The organism is Sphingomonas sp. SORGH_AS_0438 (genome assembly GCF_031453475.1).
Lineage (GTDB): Bacteria > Pseudomonadota > Alphaproteobacteria > Sphingomonadales > Sphingomonadaceae > Sphingomonas.
On record NZ_JAVIZS010000001.1, the window covers coordinates 1,629,726 to 1,646,858 of the forward strand.

General features: G+C 66.3%; 15 protein-coding genes. 10 read left to right on the forward strand and 5 right to left on the reverse strand.

All coding sequences use genetic code 11. The features are described from left to right. The first annotated feature begins 9 nt into the window (after positions 1-9). From QE452_RS07525 to QE452_RS07535, 3 genes are all read left to right on the forward strand, one after another. The gene (locus QE452_RS07525; protein WP_309658848.1) at positions 10-1,299 is read left to right on the forward strand and encodes a diguanylate cyclase; all 1,290 of its coding nucleotides are present in this window, start codon (positions 10-12) and stop codon (positions 1,297-1,299) included. 68 nt (positions 1,300-1,367) lie between these two features. Continuing rightward, positions 1,368-2,462 (forward strand): AMP-binding protein, encoded by a 1,095-nt coding sequence (locus QE452_RS07530; RefSeq protein WP_309729828.1) that lies wholly within the window; start codon positions 1,368-1,370, stop codon positions 2,460-2,462. A 107-nt stretch (positions 2,463-2,569) separates the two neighbouring features. After that, entirely contained in the window at positions 2,570-3,265 is a 696-nt protein-coding gene (locus tag QE452_RS07535) for an EAL domain-containing protein (RefSeq protein ID WP_309658846.1), read from the forward strand. Between the two features lie 770 nt (positions 3,266-4,035). On the opposite strand, the gene QE452_RS07540 is transcribed toward QE452_RS07535, so the two are convergent. Next, positions 4,036-4,881, reverse strand: a complete 846-nt coding sequence (locus QE452_RS07540; RefSeq protein ID WP_309658845.1) for a metallophosphoesterase family protein — start codon at positions 4,879-4,881, stop codon at positions 4,036-4,038. Positions 4,882-4,887: 6 nt separating this feature from the next. Then, positions 4,888-5,823: a hypothetical protein gene (locus QE452_RS07545; protein ID WP_309658844.1), complete on the reverse strand. Its 936-nt coding sequence runs from the start codon at positions 5,821-5,823 to the stop codon at positions 4,888-4,890. A 301-nt stretch (positions 5,824-6,124) separates the two neighbouring features. Here QE452_RS07545 and rpsU point away from each other — a divergent pair, with 301 nt between their 5' ends. The 3 genes from rpsU to QE452_RS07560 all read left to right on the forward strand — a co-directional run bounded on the left by rpsU (position 6,125) and on the right by QE452_RS07560 (position 7,075). Next, positions 6,125-6,325: a 30S ribosomal protein S21 gene (gene rpsU, locus QE452_RS07550; protein WP_125994229.1), complete on the forward strand. Its 201-nt coding sequence runs from the start codon at positions 6,125-6,127 to the stop codon at positions 6,323-6,325. A gap of 43 nt (positions 6,326-6,368) precedes the next feature. After that, positions 6,369-6,566 (forward strand): hypothetical protein, encoded by a 198-nt coding sequence (locus tag QE452_RS07555; RefSeq protein WP_309658843.1) that lies wholly within the window; start codon positions 6,369-6,371, stop codon positions 6,564-6,566. 173 nt (positions 6,567-6,739) lie between these two features. Next, a complete protein-coding gene (locus QE452_RS07560) occupies positions 6,740-7,075 on the forward strand; it encodes a TfoX/Sxy family protein (protein WP_309658842.1) in 336 nt (111 codons plus the stop codon). 82 nt (positions 7,076-7,157) lie between these two features. Here the strand turns inward: QE452_RS07560 and QE452_RS07565 are convergent, their stop codons facing one another. The 3 genes from QE452_RS07565 to QE452_RS07575 are packed head-to-tail and all read right to left on the reverse strand — an operon-like array spanning position 7,158 to position 9,738. Then, complete coding sequence (locus QE452_RS07565; RefSeq protein WP_309658841.1) at positions 7,158-7,652, reverse strand: DUF427 domain-containing protein; 495 nt, start codon at positions 7,650-7,652, stop codon at positions 7,158-7,160. Further along, positions 7,649-8,011, reverse strand: a complete 363-nt coding sequence (locus QE452_RS07570; RefSeq protein WP_309658840.1) for a DCC1-like thiol-disulfide oxidoreductase family protein — start codon at positions 8,009-8,011, stop codon at positions 7,649-7,651. The genes QE452_RS07565 and QE452_RS07570 overlap by 4 nt, the downstream gene beginning before the upstream one ends. Next, positions 8,008-9,738 carry a tryptophan-rich sensory protein gene (locus tag QE452_RS07575; protein ID WP_309658839.1) on the reverse strand — a complete coding sequence of 577 codons (1,731 nt, stop codon included), beginning with the start codon at positions 9,736-9,738 and terminating at the stop codon, positions 8,008-8,010. Before QE452_RS07575 ends, QE452_RS07570 begins: the two co-directional genes overlap by 4 nt. A gap of 234 nt (positions 9,739-9,972) precedes the next feature. On the opposite strand from QE452_RS07575, the gene QE452_RS07580 reads away from it, so the two are divergent. The 4 genes from QE452_RS07580 to QE452_RS07595 all read left to right on the forward strand — a co-directional run bounded on the left by QE452_RS07580 (position 9,973) and on the right by QE452_RS07595 (position 17,097). Continuing rightward, a complete protein-coding gene (locus tag QE452_RS07580) occupies positions 9,973-12,756 on the forward strand; it encodes a TonB-dependent receptor domain-containing protein (protein WP_309658838.1) in 2,784 nt (927 codons plus the stop codon). A 377-nt stretch (positions 12,757-13,133) separates the two neighbouring features. Next, positions 13,134-14,036 (forward strand): alpha/beta hydrolase, encoded by a 903-nt coding sequence (locus tag QE452_RS07585; protein ID WP_309729831.1) that lies wholly within the window; start codon positions 13,134-13,136, stop codon positions 14,034-14,036. A gap of 118 nt (positions 14,037-14,154) precedes the next feature. Beyond that, the gene (locus QE452_RS07590; protein ID WP_309658836.1) at positions 14,155-14,568 is read left to right on the forward strand and encodes a VOC family protein; all 414 of its coding nucleotides are present in this window, start codon (positions 14,155-14,157) and stop codon (positions 14,566-14,568) included. A gap of 177 nt (positions 14,569-14,745) precedes the next feature. Next, positions 14,746-17,097 carry a GH92 family glycosyl hydrolase gene (locus tag QE452_RS07595; protein WP_309658835.1) on the forward strand — a complete coding sequence of 784 codons (2,352 nt, stop codon included), beginning with the start codon at positions 14,746-14,748 and terminating at the stop codon, positions 17,095-17,097. The last annotated feature ends 36 nt before the right edge of the window (positions 17,098-17,133 follow it).

Here is a 17,133-nt window from a genome sequence, read left to right on the forward strand (position 1 = left end):
GCGATCGTGATGAGCGAAAAGTCCAGCGAGGAGCAGCTTCTCGAATTCCTGTACGCCTGTCCGGTGGGCTTGATCGAATGCGACCCGACCGGCGAGATCGCGATGATGAACCCGCATGCGATGCAGCATCTGTTGCCGCTCGCCGGTCCGCGCAATGCCAGCAATCTCTTCGCCGCGCTGGAACAGCACGCCCCCGAGTTGCGGAGCCTGGCGGCGGCCTATACGCCCGCCACCGGCAAGATCTGCGACGGGCACCGCATCTTCGTCGATCTGGGGTCCGGACGACGCAAACAGGCGCCGCAGGTTCTCTCGTGCACGATGGTGAAGCTCGGCGCCGATCGACTGATGGTGACCCTGTCGGACATCAGCCAGCAGGTGGTGCAGGAGGAACGGCTGCGCCAGGCCGATACCTGGTTTGCGACGCTGCTGGACGGCGTCAACGAATATGCCGCGCTGTCCATCACCCCGGACGGACATATCGCCTCCGCCAACCTGTGCTTCACCCGGCAAACCGGTCATGACTGCACCGCGGTGATCGGCCAGAAGCTGGCCGAGGTCCTCCATTCGGACAGTTCGGGCGGTGACCTGCGTCTGGAGGAGCAGGTGGAGATCGCGCAACGGGACGGCTGGCATCTTCAGGAGGGCTGGCAGCAGCGCCGCAACGGGACACGCTACTGGTGCCAGCGGCTGGTGGTCACCCGGGCCGATGGCGGCTCGCCGAGTCCCACCGGCTTCTCCGTCGTGCTCCGCGACGTTCCCCGGCGTGAGGCGGCTGCCGAGGACCTGCGTCGCCTGCTCACCTGCGATCACCTTACCGGGGCCTCGAACCGGCGGCATTTCAGCCAGGCGATGGAACGGGAGCAGGCGCACTGGCGGGAGCTGCGCCATTCGCTGGCGCTGGTGATCCTCGACCTCGACCATTTCAAAGCCGTCAACGACACCTATGGGCATCCCGTCGGGGACGCGCTGCTGTGCCAAGTGGCGCAAGCCTGTACCGAAATCCTGCCACCGCGTGGCATTTTCGCCCGCTTGGGCGGCGAGGAGTTCGGGGTGCTGCTGCCGCGGTTCGACCTCGACCAGGCCTTGAACCTTGCCGAAGAGATGCGCGTCGCCGTGGCGGGCCTGTGTATCGATACGCCGACGGGCCAGCTGCGGGCGACGGCCAGTCTCGGCTGCGCCACGTTGGAGGAAGCCGATGGTTCGATCGACGCGTTGATCGCCCTGGCCGATCGCCGTCTCTACGCGGCCAAACGGAGCGGCCGGAACCAAGTCCACCAACCCCAGGCCTGTGCCGCATGAACTCGACACTTCCCCGCTCGGCGGCGCGGCGGATCGCCTGTGCCGTCGTCAGGGCGGAAGTCGGCCGATTGCGCGAGCGCGACCGGCCGAACCTGCCACCGGAGACATGGCCGGAGGCGATGCCGATCGGTGACGATGGCCTGGGCCTCGACTCGCTGGAGCAATTGGGGGCCCTTGGCGCGCTGGCGGAGACGTTCGGACTGGACGACCGGCTGCTCGCGCCCGAGCCGCCCCGCACGGTCGGGGACTGGGTGGCCTGGATCATGTCCGGCCACGAGGATGGCCGTGGCGAACTGACCGTGATGACGTCCGGTTCGACCGGGCGGCCCCGGCCCTGCGTCCATGCTGTCGCGGATCTCCTGGCAGAGGCGCGGTTCCTCGCCACGCAGTTGGACGGGCGTCGCCGTGTGGTGTCGTTGGTGCCCGGCCATCATCTCTATGGCATCGTCTGGACGGCCTTGCTGCCTGTCCTGCTCGATGTCCCGGTGGTCGCGCGCCTGATGGGCGGCCCCCTCAAACTCGTGCCGGGGGATCTGGTCGTTGCCGTTCCCGATCAATGGCACGCCATGCGCCGGTTGGTCCGGTCGTTCCCGGAGGACGTGGTCGGGTGCAGCTCGGCTGGCCCGCTGGACGATGTTCTTGCGGAGGAGCTGCTCGCCTCCGGCCTCAGCCATCTCCTCGACATCTACGGGTCGTCCGAGACCGGGGGGATCGCCATTCGCCGCCTGCCCGCCGCTGCCTATGACCTTTTGCCTCGCTGGCGGTTGCTGCCGGAGGGGGACGAAGACTGGCGACTGGGCGATGTCGGGGGGAACAGCTACGACCTGCCCGACCATGTCGAGGTCATCGGAGAGCGCCGCCTCCGACCGCTCGGCCGACGCGACGGGGCGGTTCAAGTCGGAGGCCGGAACATCTGGCCCGGCCATGTGGCCGACACGTTGCGGCAGATCGACGGGGTCACCGATGTCGCGGTCCGTCAGCATGCGAATGGACGGCTCAAGGCCTTCATCGTGCCCGACGGCAGTCTGGAGGTCGCCGATCTCGCCGTCCGGATCGACCGCGTGTGCGGTGATCGACTGTCGCCGCTCGAACGCCCCCGCAGCATCCGCTTCGGCAATGCATTGCCTCGAAACATGATGGGTAAACTGGAAGATTGGGTATGATACACGCTCCTATTTCGACCAAGGATGTCGAACGGTCCATGCCCATGACCTTGCACGATGCCTGTCACGGCTGCCGTACCGGCGCCCCCCTGCCCCTCGCCATCACCATGGCGTTCCAGCCGATCGTCGATGTGACGACGGGTTCGGTCTTCGCCTATGAAGCCCTGGTCCGCGGTGTCGGCGGAGAGGGCGCGGCTACGGTTCTGGCCGGCGTCGAGCCGGACATGATCTACAAGTTCGACCAGGCCTGCCGGGTCAAGGCCATCGAGCTGGCCGGTCACCTGTTCCGACCCGACGATGGGGCCAAGCTGTCGATCAACTTCATGCCCAATGCCGTCTACGAGCCGGACGCCTGCATCCGGGCGTCGCTGGCGGCTGCCCGACGGGTCGCGTTCGATCCGACCCGGCTCATGTTCGAGTTCACCGAGAACGAACGCATGCAGGACGTGGCGCATGTCCGGCGCATCGTCGAGGCCTATCGCGCGCGTGGCTTCACTACGGCGATCGACGATTTCGGGGCGGGCTATGCCGGCTTGGGACTGCTTGCCGACCTTCAGCCGGATATGCTGAAGCTCGATATGGCGCTGATCCGTGGGATCGATGGATCGGCCGCGCGGCGCACGATCGTGGCCGGCGTGGTGCAGATTGCCGATGCTCTGGACGTTCGATGCATCGCCGAAGGGGTCGAGACCGCAGCCGAGCTGGAAATTCTCCGGACGATCGGCATCAAGCTGTTCCAGGGGTATCTGCTGGCGCGGCCCGAACGGGAAGCCTTGCCGCAGACCGCGTTCAGCGCGGTTTGACCAGTTCGGCTCGCCGCTCAGCGACCGGTAGAGCGAATGCCGTCACCATTGCCGGCGTAGCGCGCGAATCGCGCTGACGCTGGTCCGTCGCGCCTCCGCTCGACCTGGGGTATCCTCCTCTACGGCAACGGCGTTCATCGATCGCCTGGCGGGCCTTGCGACCGCCATGTCCGTATCCGGCAGCTCTGCTGGCGGCTGAGCGGCAGCCATAAGCCGGGGGGCATCGATCGACGCCGGTATCGGCTCGATCGACGGGGCTATAGCCTCCGGATGCAGCCGGGCGGGACGTATCGTTTTGACCTGTCGCAGGGCCTCCGGTCTGGGTGAAGTACCGGCCGGCTTTGCCCCTTCCGCTGATATGCGACGCGGGCTCGGAGGGACCGGCATCGATGACGCAAGGACATCGGGCGACGGGGCGCTGACCGAGCCGGATAGGACGGGAGGCTGCGATGGGACCGAACTCTGACCGTCGCGCAGCGATGCCAAGGCCGGCGTTTCGTCGCGCAATACGGTGGTCGCGCCGTCCCTATGACCAAGCCGATCGATGGAATTGCTATGCAGATAGAGGGCCACGAACCCGCATGTCATGGCCGCCAGGGAAGCCGCCACCGCAGCCGATGCCTTGCGGGAGGATCGCAGGCCAGCGGGTATGGGCGACCATCCACGAAAATCTTTGGCAGGCTTGGCGGAAAGCGTCTCCTGCTCAAGCCCCAGAATCGTAACGAGGGACGCATTCAGGCGCGCATCCTCGAAGGCAGCAAGCTGGTCCATCATATTCCATCCTGTCCGGCTGACGTTCCTCCCAAACCGGTCGGCAAGGGGTAACGCTCGGCATCCTCGGAAGAGCCTTGGGCGCTTGCCCCCGTGCTCAATATCCAATGAGACGACCCTTCGATGCCGAGCGCGGTCAGCCGTTCGGATCGATAGGCCCCGGTATCGATGCCGATCCGATTGGCGCGGACGACGGGCCCGCCCTCCGCGATCGAATGACCGTGCACCACGGTCACACCATGACCGACGTCGGAGTCGAGAAAGTCGTCCTTGATCCAGAGCAGATCGCTCGCTTTCTGCCTGCGAAGCGGCACTCCTGGGCGGATGCCGGCATGGACGAACAGATAATCCCCATGCTGATGATATAAGGGCAGCTTCGACAGCCAGGTGATGGCCTCGCTCCCGACAGCCTCGGCCGACCGGTGCAGCGTTTCCATGGTGGGTGGACCGTCGAGCTCCGCTTCGGACATGCCCCAGCTCAGCAGCGTTTGCGTGCCGCCGAAGCGCAGCCATGCGGCAAACGCCTCCATGTTGCCGGTCAGCGCCTCCACCATCATCTCCTCATGATTGCCCTTCAACACCATGAAGCGGTTGCTGAGCGCGGCGAGCTTCATGCAGCCACGGACCATGTGCGCGGAGTCCGGCCCGCGATCGACGATGTCGCCGAGAAGGATGATCTGCGTGGATGCGGGAGGCCGCCGGGCGTGATCCTGCTCCACGATGGCGATCAGCTGTTGAAACAGGTCGAACCGGCCATGCACGTCACCGATCGCGTAAACGCGTTCGATCGGCTCATTGGAACGACGATGACTCACGGAAAACGCGTCTCCCTCATGCTGCTTCATCCCGAATCAGCGTCGTTGCCGAGGACCAAGGCCGGCAGAGATCGCGATCCCCGCCGATGCGCCCGCCGCGCCGTGCGACAGTCCCGCCGTCGCAAAGCCCGTCAGGCGCATCGACGTGCCGGCGATACGCGTCGAGGCTCCGGCGAAAAGTTCGTGGGCGTCCGCGACCTGCCGGGTCGCAGCGCGCGCATAATGGTAGGAGGCCAACAGGAACGTGTCCGTCCCCAAGGCATAGGACGCACCTGCCGATGCCGCGGGGCCATCCCGCAACGTATAAGTCGCGGTGTTTCCCAGGAATCGATAGGTGAATGACGTGAACGGCGTGATCTTGCCGAGCGGAAGCGACAGGTCCGCGCCCACCGCATAGTCATTCTCACCGCTCGACAGGCCGCTGCGCTTCGATGCCGTGTTGAGCTTCGCCCGTCCCGATAGTTCCAGCTCGACGGGCGACGAGGCAGGCGCGATCGTATAGGCGGCCCCGAGGGTCAGGTCCCCGAAGCCGTCGATCGTCCGCTTGTCCGCCCGGGTATTGGGGGCCACCAGCACCGGCGTCGCGTCGATGCCGGTGAAGATGGTCGACCGGCTTCGGATGCGCATCCAGGGCAGTGATGCCGTTAAAGTAAAATCATTGTGGCGCAGTCGCGCACCAAGTGCCGAGCTCCAGATGCTTGTGTCGGAGCCAGTTCCGAACGTACCGCCGGCGTAGATCGTGCCGAGCGAAAGCTCGGCTACTGCCCCGTCGGCGGCAAGCTTGTCCATCGCTTGAGGAACGCTGCTGGGTGATATGGTCGATGTGGCACTGGATGGCGAGATCAGACCGGTGGCGTCATAGCCTATGTCCCGGACCGTGGCCGAATCAGTTTCGCCCCTTTGCTGACACGCCGCAGGCTGGGCCATGTTCGCGGTGATAATGGTGCCGCACAGGCATGCCAGCAATTTCATCTCTGTCTCCCTTGAGACTCGATTTACCATATTTCTCCGGTTGTTAGGGCCCGTAAATTATCCGCAATTCGGCAAGTCACGCGGTGACGCAGGATGGATGCTTCACATCATATTGCCGTGTTAGGCGGATCGACGACGAGCATGCCGGCCAGCACCCTTGGCTGGAGGGGCGCCAGAGCTACCGCCATGATTTTTGTCGACAAACGACAGTTTTCGACGTTCCGGCTTGGCTTGTCGGCCCGCACGGCATAGAGGCACTGGCCTGAACCTATTTCCGTCCCTGTTGGAATCGTCACCCACCATGCAGATCATCGTCCGCGAAAATAATGTCGACCAGGCGCTGCGCGCGCTCAAGAAGAAGCTGCAGCGCGAGGGCGTCTATCGCGAGATGAAGCTGCGCCGGCATTATGAGAAGCCGTCCGAGAAGCGCGCGCGCGAGCGGGCCGCCGCGATCAGCCGCGCCCGCAAGGCCGACCGCAAGCGCGCCGAGCGGGACCGCTGATCCTTCGGCCGGAGCCAGGATCGACCCTGCCAGGATTTAGACGATGCTGAAGACACGGATGCGCCGTCTGGCGGCCCGGAGCGACTCTGCCATAGAGCGGCTGGCCCAGATCGAAATGTCGGTCACGGACCTGGCGGACGAGGACCTTCTCGACCTGGCCGATATCTTCCAGGCCATGCCGGACAGCCCCTTGGGAACCATGGCTCGGAGCGAGATGACCAGGCGCAATATCCGCCTGTAAATCCGCCCGGGCTTCAAGGCGCGACCGCAACAGCATCTGGGCCACGGCCTTTGGCGTATCCGGACATTGGTCGGAAGCGCAAGGAGAGTGCGTCGACCGAATACCGTGACTGCTATCCAACGCTGACGGATCATGTGACAGCATGATCTACATCTCCGTGTTAGGTTGAGGCCATGGCGACGCAGAAACGGACGGTCGACGATTTCCTCGAACAGGCGGTCGGCGCGGGCGCGCTGTCCGCCAAGCCGATGTTCGGCGAGTATGGCGTCTATATCGACGGCAAGATGATCGGCCTGATCTGCGACGACCAGCTCTATGTGAAGCCGACGCCATCCGGTCGCCGCCATGCCGAGCCGGTTACGGATGCCCCGCCCTATCCGGGAGCCAAGCCGCACCTCCTGATCGAGGCCGATCGCTGGGGCGAGGCGGCGTGGCTGGGTGAACTGCTGCGCCTGACAGCGGCGGAACTGCCGATGCCGAAACCTCGAAAGCCGAAGAAAGACGCATAAGCGACCACGCATGGCGGCCTATTGGGATTGGCCGCTATGGATTCCTCGTACCAGTCGCGCGCACCGCGAGGCAGCGCGCGCGTCACCATCCCATGCTGCCCGGCACGCCCTTGAACGGCCCGGCGAGATCGGACGTGATCCATCCGCCGTAGAAACCGCCGGGCTGCGGGACCACCTGCTCGCCATCGACCGTACAGCTATCGAGCGGAGCAGCGTAGAAGGCAACATGGTCGCGCAGCGCTGCAAAGGCCGGAGACGGCTCGGGATAGCTCCAGGCCACGTCGCGCAGCAGTTCTCCGCCGATGCGAAGGTGCCAATAGGTCGCATGGCCCTTCCATTCGCAGAATGAGCGCCGGTCCGAACGAAGCAGCAGGCCGGGCGTCAGATCGGCCGGCGGCAGATACCAGCTTGGCGGATGGCTGGTCTCCAGCGTCCGCACAGCCGCGCGCGTATCCGCGACCAGGATGCCGCAATGCTCGATGCGGATGCGACGATCGCTAGGTTCGGCAACGGCCGGACGGGGATAGCGCCACACGCTCTCCTGACCGGGCGCGACGGGATCGGGCGTCGGCCTCATGCCCGCGCCCCTCGCCGGGACAGCCATCGTTGCAGATATGGTCGGACACGCAGGAAGCGCATGTACAGATGCTCGAGCGCCGACAGGACCAGCCGGCTTCGCGCCGCCTCGCCAAGCGGCCGCAACACCGGAATGGCGCGCCACATCGCGGCGAAGGCGGCCGCTCCCGACAGCAAGGGTCCACCCGCCTCGCGCGCGTGGAACCGCACCAGCATCTCGGCCCGGTCGAGCGGGCATGTGGCCGGACCGGCAACGTCGACGAACTCAATGGCGCCCGCACGGTCCAGCCGGCGCATCAGGGCAATCTCCCGCCGGCAAAGCGGGCAGTCGCCGTCATGCCAGACCGTGACCCGCCTCATCGCCCCTCTCCCCGATTGTCGCGCCAGATTCGCCCAGCCAGCAGCGTCGCGAAGCCGAGCCAGGCGACGAACGGGATCGCCATCACGGCGGCGGGCCGGTCCACCTTGGCGGCGGTCGCCACATAGGCGGCACCGGTGACGACCATCGCCCCCGACGCCGCCGCACTGGCGCCCAACCGCTTCTCGCGGAAGAACAGCTGCGTCCAACCACCGACCATCGCGCTATTGACCAGCCACAAACCGACCGCCGCGTTGCGCGTCCGCCCCGATGGCTGTCGAAGCAGGCGATAGCCTCCGACGGCAAGGCCGGTTTCCAAGACAGGCCAGACCGCGCCGAATGCCGCGTCGGGCGGGGTGTAGCCGGGCTTGTGCAAGCGATGGTACCAGCGGCGGATACCGGGATGCGATGGGTCGGGTGCGTTGCGTCGGCCGACGATCGCACTGGTGCCGAGCACCACGCTGAGCGCGCCGAGCGCCAGCAGCGGTGACAGGCCTGTAGGTGCCGGTGCGCTTGAGGCGACCGCCAGTCCATCGGACGGCACCATGTCGTAGCGCGAAAGGTCGACATCCTTGGAACGGCCGCCGAACAGCTTGCCGGCGACACCACGCACCGCGGGGCGGCTCGCCACGCTCAGCGCGGCGTGGAGCAACCGGATGCCGATCCTGCTATGGGGATTGGCCAGCCGCGGCGCGATTTTGGGGACGCCCTGCGCATCCTCGACCATCGGCCGCATCGCCTGCTCATAGGCCGCCAAGGCTGCACGCACGTCCGTCGATCGGATGAGCTCCTGCGCCAAAACATAGGCGCCGGTGATCGCCAGCGTCGTGCCATAGCCGGCGATCGGCGTCGCACACCAAGCTGCGTCGCCGGTCAGAACGACCCGGCCTCTCGACCAGCGAGGCATCCGCACCTGTCGAAGGACGTCGAAATAGAAATCGTCGGTCGCCTCCAGCCCCTCGAGCACGCGGGCGCTCTGCCAGCCCGCATCGGCGAAGCGGTCGCGCAGCCATGCCTTCTGTCGATCCGCGCCCCAATCCTGCTCGCCGTCGGGCGGCTGCTGCACCGACAGCATGGCGCGCGCGGTGCCGTGCCGGTCGGGGCGAAGCGACACGCTACGCCCCCCAAGCGCATTGTACCAACGCCACAACCGATCATCCTCGGGCCGGCGCGGGATGGTGAAATAGGCGATCGTCAGGTCCATCCAGCGGGGATCATTCTCGCCCGGAAAGACCAGTTCCCGCGTTCCGGACCCCACGCCCTCGGCGATGATGACCGCGTCATAGCGTTCGGTGATCCCACTCGCGAAGGTGACGGTGGCACCCTCCTCATCCTGGTCGATCCTGGCGATCGCATCGCCGAACCGATAGGCCGCATGTTCGCGGGCAGGCTCGTACAGCAAGCGGGCCAGGTCGCCGCGCAGGATCTCCATCTCGGCGGTCGGCCCGTCGGTGCCCGTATCACCGGCGAGGAACTGCGCGGCGATCGTGCCATCATCCTCGATCCAGGCGGTACCCTCCTCCCCGGTCCCCTGCTCCAGCGCGACCTGCTCCAGCCCCATGCGGCGCAGCACCTCGCGCCCGACGCCGCGCACGTCGATGTTCTGGCCGCCGGTGCGAAATTCGGGCGATCGTTCGACCACGGTGACGTCGAAGCCGGCACGGCCCAGCCACCATGCCGCGGTATTGCCGGCGATGCTCGCGCCGGTGATCAGGATGGTACGAGACATGGACTTGCTACTCCTCGCCTGCCCAACGAACGAACGCGCATAAGTCGCGCAGCCAATGCCCCTCGCGGCTGAGCCTGCGCGAAAAAGCGCCCTCCCCCCGAACCCGTGTTGCCGTGACGACACAGGCTTATGTCAAAAATCCGTCACACCGGCGGCCACCTTGCCGGGCTTCGCGATCCTCATACACTGGCTGGCGATCGGGGGCTCGGGAAGGCCCTCGAAACAGGGGGATCTATGAAACACGGGAAGCTGCTCGCGGGCCTGTCGCTGTCTGTCTTGAGCCTGGCGCTCGCCTGTCCGGCCGGTGGCCAGACGATCCAGTCGGCACCCAGCCAGGAACCCGCGTCGGAGACGCCGGCCGCATCGGACGCGGATGCGGGCAACCAGATCGTGGTGATCGGCAGCCGCGTGTCGAACCGCACCGTATCGGACAGCCCGGTGCCGATCGACGTGATCTCGGAAAGCGCGTTGCAGGCATCGGGAACGGGCGAACTCAACAAGACGCTGAACCAGCTCGTCCCGTCCTTCAACTTCCCGCAGCCGTCGATCGCCGACGGGTCCGATGTGACCCGCCCCGCGACGTTGCGCGGGCTCAACCCGGACCAGACGCTCGTCCTGCTGAACGGCAAGCGCCGCCACGTATCGGCGCTGCTCAACATCAATGGCACGGTCGGGCGCGGCGCGGCGGCCGTCGACATGAACATGATCCCGGCCCTGGCGATCCAGCGGATCGAGGTGCTGCGTGACGGTGCATCGTCGCAATATGGCTCGGATGCGATCGCGGGCGTGATCAACGTCCAGCTCAAGACCGCCAGTTCGGGCGGCCGGGCCCAGGTCAGCTACGGGCAATATGTCACGACGCTGGACGGCGTGTCGGATTTCAACGGTCTCGTCACCTCGGGCGGCCAGCCGGTGCTGGGCACGGCGGACACCCGCTACCTGCAGGCCAACAGCTCGGGCGAGCGCAAGGCCCGCGACGGCGGCTACACCACCTTCGGCGTGAACGTCGGCCTGCCGGTCGGCGATGGCGGCTTCTTCAACTTCACCGGCGAATATCGCGACCGGAACTACACCAACCGGCAAGGCTATGACCTGCGGCCCAATTATATCCGGCCGACGTCGACGACCTTCGACGCGCGTGAGACGACGTTCGACCGGCTGAACTTCCGCTACGGCGATGCCAAGACGGAGGATTTCAATTTCCTCATCAACACCAGCGTGCCGCTGGGCGCGGCCGAATTCTACGGCTTCTTCACCTATGGTCATCGCGACGGGCTGTCCGCCGCCAATTTCCGCCAGCAATCGGCCGCCACCAACCGCGACTTCTCGACGCTGACGCCGTCGACCGTCCCCAATAGTGGCAATTTCGTCGGGCTGACCCCGGACGGTTATCTGCCCAAGATCCAGTCGAACATCGACGACGTCTCGGCGACCGGCGGCGTCCGCGCCGACATCGCCGGGTTCAAGGGCGATTTCTCGCTGGGCTTCGGCCGTAACGAGCTGAGCTACCGGACCGAGGACAGCATCAACGTGTCGTTCGGGCCGCAGAGCCAGCGATCGTTCGATGCCGGTCATCTCGCCTTCTCGCAGATCCTGGCCAATGCCGATCTGGCGCGGCAGTTCGACCTCGGCCTGGCCGGGCCGCTGTCCTTCGCCTTTGGCGGTGAGTATCGCCACGAGATCTACCAGATCCGGCCGGGCGATCCGCAATCCTATCAGACCGGCCCGTTCTTCACCCCGGCCCGCGCGACCAGCGCGGCGAATTGCACCGTGATCGGCGGCGTCTTCGCCAATGGCATCTGCTCCTTCCCCGGCCGGGCGGCGGCGGCGGGCGCGCAGGGCTTTGGTGGGCTGCCCGCATCGGCACGGACCGATGTGAACCGGGACAGCTTCGCCGGCTATCTAGAGTTCGACGCCGACCTGTTCACCGGCCTCACCGCCACGGCGGCCGGCCGCTACGAACATTACAGCGACTTCGGCGACACGCTGAACGGCAAGCTGGCGCTGCGCTACGAACTCGCGCAGGGCTTCGCGCTGCGTGGGTCGGTGTCGAACGGTTTCCGTGCGCCCTCCCTGCACCAGCAATTTTTCACCACCACCTCGACCAATTTCCTGGCGGGCGTGCCGGTCGACGTATCGACGGTGCCGGTCAGCAGCCCGGTCGCCCGCGCGCTGGGATCGCAGCCGCTCAACCCGGAAAAATCGTTCAACCTGTCGGGCGGTGCGACCCTGAACCCGTTCCGGGGCTTCAACCTGACCGTCGACTATTTCCGGATCAAGATCAGCGATCGCATCGTGCTGTCGGAGAATCTGGGCGCGGCCGGCGTCGGCACCGCCGCGCAGAACGCCGCGGTCCAGGCGATCCTCTCCGCCAACGGCTTCAGCAATGTCGGCGCGGCGCGCTTCTTTATCAACGGCCTGGATACGACCACCCAGGGCGTCGATGCGGTCGCGACCTATCGCGCCAATCTGGGCGGGCTGGGCATGTGGAACCTGTCGGCCGCGTATAATTATACGCAGAACAAGATCGACCGCCGGCTCAACAATCTGGGTCCGCTCGCCCAGATCCCGGGGCTGGTGCTGTTCGGCCGGGTCGAGGGCATCCGCTTCGAACGGGGCCAGCCGCGGACCAAGGCGGTGTTCGCGACCGACGGCAAGATCGCGGGGATCGGCGTATCGGCCCGGACCACGCGGTACGGCTCGGTCATCTCGCCGGAGACGACCGCGCCGCTCGGCGCCAATGCCACCAGCCTGACCGCACTGGGTCCGGACGACCAGCGCCTGCGCCCCAAATGGATCACCGACTTCTCGCTGAGCTACGAGCTGCACAGCGTGCAGTTGACGCTGGGCGTCGACAACGCGTTCGACGTCTATCCCGATCGCCGGCCCTTCGGCCCGCGCCCGGCCAGCGTCGGCGGGGTCTATCCGGCGACCTATCAGTTCCTGCCCTATAGCGGCTTCTCGCCGTTCGGGTTCAACGGCCGGTTCCTCTACGCCCGAGCCGCCGTCAATTTCTGATCGATCGAGGATGGGGGCGCTTCGCCCCCGTCCTCGACCCATATCGACCCGGTCCCGGTCCTCCACGGCGTCCACCGACTGGCCGAAAGGGGACCTTCGCCCATCCGGCATATCGGACGCGTTCCCGACCGGTGAAACGGGTCGAAAGGGTCAGCTCACCGCGAGACGGTTCCCCGCCGTCGCGCCGAATCTCGTCCACGATGCCGAGCCGTCCGCCCCTCGGTCGCGAGCGACCACGACCGGGCAGCCGCGACGCCCTGCCGCGCATCGAATTCCCGGTCTTCCTGCAATTTCATGGACATCGTCCCTAGCCGATCTGCGCAAACGGCCGCATGATGCCCCCTCGAACCGGGCGACGACGAAAAGGTATGCAGATCATGTGGTTACGAACCTCCGCGGCGCTCCTTCTGGCTGCCGCCACGCAGACCGCCCTGCCCGCGGAAGACCCGGCCCCGGTGCAGCAACCGGTGCTGAAAGGGCATCCAATATGGCCGGATGGCGCCCCCGGTTCAAAAGCCCGGCGCAACGAACCGGAGGTCGGGCGGGACTATTGGCTGCGCAACATCCACGATCCCTCGCTGACCGCTTTCCCCGCCGACCCGAAACACCGCAATGGCGTGGGCATCATCATCTTTCCCGGCGGCGGTCACCGCCTGCTGGTCTGGACCAATGAAGGCACGAAGGTCGCGACGGCGCTCAACCGGATGGGCATCACCGCCTTCGTGCTGAAATACCGTCTCGCGAACGAGCCGGGCTCGACGTACACCGTCGCTGGCGACGCCGCCGATGACGCGCGTCGCGCCGTGCGGTGGGTCCGGGCCAATGCAGCGGCCTATGGCGTCGATCCCGCGCGACTGGGTGTGATGGGATTTTCGGCGGGGGGAGAACTTGTGTCGCTCATCGCGGACAATCCCGAACCGGCGGGACGGCCGGTCACCGACGCGACCGACCGGATCAGCGCGCGGCCGGATTTCCAAATCCTGGTATTTCCCGGCCCCGGGGGATTGCCAGCGCGCGATGCGGCCCATGCGCCGCCCGCCTTCATCACCGCGGGATCGCTGGACCAATGTTGCGCCGCGCCGTCGGTGGCGCTGTACCAGCAGCTCCGCGAGGCGCATGTCCCGGCCGAACTGCATATGTATGCCGGGGCCGATCACGCCTTCAACCTCGACGAGTCCAACCGCATCTCCATCCTGCACTGGCCCGACCGGCTGGCGGATTGGCTTGCCGATGAAGGCTGGCTCGACGGGAGCGCGTCGAAGCGCCCGCCGGCCCGGTAGCGGCTGACTTGGTCGCGGAGCATGGGCCGCCGATCCGTCCTTCGACAGGTGGAAGCCGGAAGCCCCTGTAGCGACCAATGCGCCGGTCGCGCGTTGAGCGGCCAGCAAGGAGTAGGTGATGCCGCAGCTTGAAGGTGTCCTGGAAACGGCGCTCTATGTCGACGACAAACCCAGGTCCGTCGCATTCTTCCGCGACGTCATGGGCATGACCATCGTCCGTGACGAAGATCGCCTGACGGCTTTCGACGCGGGTGGCCAGAGCATCCTTCTCGTCTTCGCGCGACAGGCGTCGCTGGACGGAGAGGACACGCCCGGCGGCCACATCCCCGGTCACGACGGTGCGGGGCCGCTGCACATGGCGTTCAAAGTCGCTGCCGGCGACTATGAGGCGTGGCGCGATCACCTGCGGAGCGCCGCCGTCCCGGAGCTTAGCGAAGTCACCTGGCCGACCGGGGGCCGGAGCTATTATTTCAACGATCCCGATGGGCATGTCCTTGAGATCGCCACGCCCGGACTCTGGCCGAGCTACTAGCACGACACGCGTCACCGACAGGCCCGGCCGCTTCACGTCCCGTTTGAGGAGCAGCCGGGCCGATGCAAGACGGGGCCACTCAGCGCCGGCCGCATCTTGACTCCAAGCCTTTGAAAAAACGAGCGCACGTCAATGAGCGACCTTCCGCATTGGGCGAGAGGATGCTCTTATCCCCGGATGACGACCCTTCACCGATCCGCCGTGGCAGCGTTGCTTGTCGGCTTCGCCGCGACGGCGCTATCTGCGCAATCCACGTTCGAGCAGGTCAATCCGATGATCGGCACCGGTGGAGAGGGCCACACCTTTCCGGGTGCGGTTGCGCCGTTCGGCATGGTGCAATTCTCGCCCGATACCGACACCGGTTGCGTCCTTCGCGCATGCTACGGCCATGCCGCCGGCTATCGGTATGACGATCCCACGATCCAGGGATTCTCGCTGACCCACTTCTCGGGGGCCGGGCATTCGGACCTCGGTGACTTTCTGATGATGCCCATCGCCGGAGATGACGTGCCGCTCGAACCGGGCGATGCGGGCAAGCCCGGGTCGGGGTACCGATCGCGCTACGACCACGCTGCGGAGACGGCGCGGCCGGGCTATTATGCGGTCGTGTTGAAGGACCATGGCGTCCGCGCCGAACTCACCGCCGGTACGCGGATCGGGATGGCCCGCTACCGCGCGGCGTCATCCACCCAGCCGATGCACCTGATCCTCGACCTGCGTAGCTCGCTCTACAATTATCCGGGCAAGATCCTGTGGTCGTCGATCCGACTGCGTCCCGACGGCACCGTGACCGGCTGTCGGCAGACCCGTGGCTGGGCGCCGGATCGGACGCTCTGCTTCGCCCTGCGCTTCTCGGTGCCGCTCCAGGGGCACGCCTTCGTGTCGACCGAGACGGATATCGCCTATAAGGGCTTCCAGGGACCGGGGCGCGGCAGCGACGCGGTGGCCGAACGCGCCGGACGGGCCTTGGTGGCGCGCTTCGATTTCGGCGCGGTCGACCGCCCCATCGAGGTGAAGAGCGCGATCTCGTCGGTCGACGAGGCGGGCGCGATCGCCAATCTTGGGAGCGAGCCCGGCGACTTCAACGCCATTCGCGCGAAGACCATGGCGGCGTGGCGCGCCGCCCTCGACGTGCTGAAGATCGAGGCGCCTGCCCCGATGCGGACATCGGTGGCGACGGCGCTCTACCATGCCTTGCTCGCACCCGCCGTCGCCGGCGACGTGGACGGCCGCTATCGTGGGCCCGACAACCAGGTCCATCGCGCCGAGGGTTACACCTTCCGCTCGACATTCTCGCTCTGGGATACGTTCCGGGCCGAGCATCCGTTGCTCACCATCGTTCAGCCGCCGAGCACGTCGAGCGACATCGTCCGCTCGCTTGTCGCGAGCCGGGAACACAGCCCCGATGGCATCCTGCCGGTCTGGCAGTTCCAGGGGCGCGAAACCTGGACGATGATCGGCTATCATGCCGCGCCGGTCATCGCCGACGCCTATCTCAAGGGCATCCGGGGGTTCGACGCGGATGCCGCGCTGTCGGCAATGGTGGCGAGCGCGACCTATGCGCCATATGGCGGCCTCGGCAACTATATGAAACGCGGCTATGTGCCGATCGACCGCGAACCGGAAGCGGCCTCCAAGACGGTCGAATATGCCTATGACGACTGGACGATCGCCCGGATGGCGCGCGCGATGGGCCGCACCGAGATCGCAGCCAGGTTCGAGCAGCGCGCCGGCAACTGGCGCAACAGCTTCGACGCCAGGACCGGCTTCATCCGGGCGCGCAAGACCGACGGGACGTTCCGCGTGCCGTTCGACCCGACCGCGATCAATTACGGATCGGACTATACCGAGGGCAATGCCTGGCAATATAGCTGGTTCGTGCCGCAGGATCAGGCCGCGCTCGTCCGTGCGCTTGGCGGTGAGGCGGCAACCGTTGCCAAGCTGGATGCGATGTTCGAGTTCGACAATTCGAAGCTCGACTACAGCCATGCCGAGGATATCGCCGGGCTGATCGGCCAGTACATCCATGGCAACGAACCCAGCCACCATGTCGCCTATCTCTACAGCTATGCCGGCGCGCCGTGGCGGACGCAGGCACGGTTGAAGCAGATCGTCGAAAGCCAGTACCACCCGACGCCCGACGGGCTGTCCGGCAACGACGATCTTGGCCAGATGTCGGCATGGCTCGTCTTCACCGCCTTGGGCTTCTATCCGGTGACGCCTGCCAGCCTGGAATATGTCATCGGCCGGCCGTTCGTGAACCGCGCGGTGCTCGCCCTGCCCAATGGCCGGCACCTGACCATCATCGCCGACCAGCTGGACGACCAGCATCCCTATGTCGGAACGGTCATGCTGAACGGCAGGCCCGTCACGCGGGCCTATCTGCGGCACGACGAGATCATGGCCGGCGGTGAACTGCGCTTCACGATGCAGGCCATGCCCAACAAAGCCTGGGCGGCGGGCCCCGCCGACCGGCCATATTCGACCAGCATGGTGCGATCGCCTGCGAAGCCTGCCGATCCGAGCTAACGCGAGAACGGGCCAGGCGGCCGGGGTGATGGCGGC

What these genes read in the sequence shown, in the direction of transcription:
- QE452_RS07595 (WP_309658835.1), top strand. Translation starts at nt 14,746, where the DNA reads ATGACGACCCTTCACCGATCCGCCGTGGCAGCGTTGCTTGTCGGCTTC.
- QE452_RS07580 (WP_309658838.1), top strand. Translation starts at nt 9,973, where the DNA reads ATGAAACACGGGAAGCTGCTCGCGGGCCTGTCGCTGTCTGTCTTGAGC.
- QE452_RS07540 (WP_309658845.1), bottom strand. Translation starts at nt 4,881, where the DNA reads ATGAAGCAGCATGAGGGAGACGCGTTTTCCGTGAGTCATCGTCGTTCC.
- QE452_RS07525 (WP_309658848.1), top strand. Translation starts at nt 10, where the DNA reads ATGAGCGAAAAGTCCAGCGAGGAGCAGCTTCTCGAATTCCTGTACGCC.
- QE452_RS07535 (WP_309658846.1), top strand. Translation starts at nt 2,570, where the DNA reads ATGGCGTTCCAGCCGATCGTCGATGTGACGACGGGTTCGGTCTTCGCC.
- QE452_RS07575 (WP_309658839.1), bottom strand. Translation starts at nt 9,738, where the DNA reads ATGTCTCGTACCATCCTGATCACCGGCGCGAGCATCGCCGGCAATACC.
- QE452_RS07590 (WP_309658836.1), top strand. Translation starts at nt 14,155, where the DNA reads ATGCCGCAGCTTGAAGGTGTCCTGGAAACGGCGCTCTATGTCGACGAC.
- rpsU (WP_125994229.1), top strand. Translation starts at nt 6,125, where the DNA reads ATGCAGATCATCGTCCGCGAAAATAATGTCGACCAGGCGCTGCGCGCG.
- QE452_RS07555 (WP_309658843.1), top strand. Translation starts at nt 6,369, where the DNA reads ATGCTGAAGACACGGATGCGCCGTCTGGCGGCCCGGAGCGACTCTGCC.
- QE452_RS07545 (WP_309658844.1), bottom strand. Translation starts at nt 5,823, where the DNA reads ATGAAATTGCTGGCATGCCTGTGCGGCACCATTATCACCGCGAACATG.
- QE452_RS07560 (WP_309658842.1), top strand. Translation starts at nt 6,740, where the DNA reads ATGGCGACGCAGAAACGGACGGTCGACGATTTCCTCGAACAGGCGGTC.
- QE452_RS07570 (WP_309658840.1), bottom strand. Translation starts at nt 8,011, where the DNA reads ATGAGGCGGGTCACGGTCTGGCATGACGGCGACTGCCCGCTTTGCCGG.
- QE452_RS07585 (WP_309729831.1), top strand. Translation starts at nt 13,134, where the DNA reads ATGTGGTTACGAACCTCCGCGGCGCTCCTTCTGGCTGCCGCCACGCAG.
- QE452_RS07565 (WP_309658841.1), bottom strand. Translation starts at nt 7,652, where the DNA reads ATGAGGCCGACGCCCGATCCCGTCGCGCCCGGTCAGGAGAGCGTGTGG.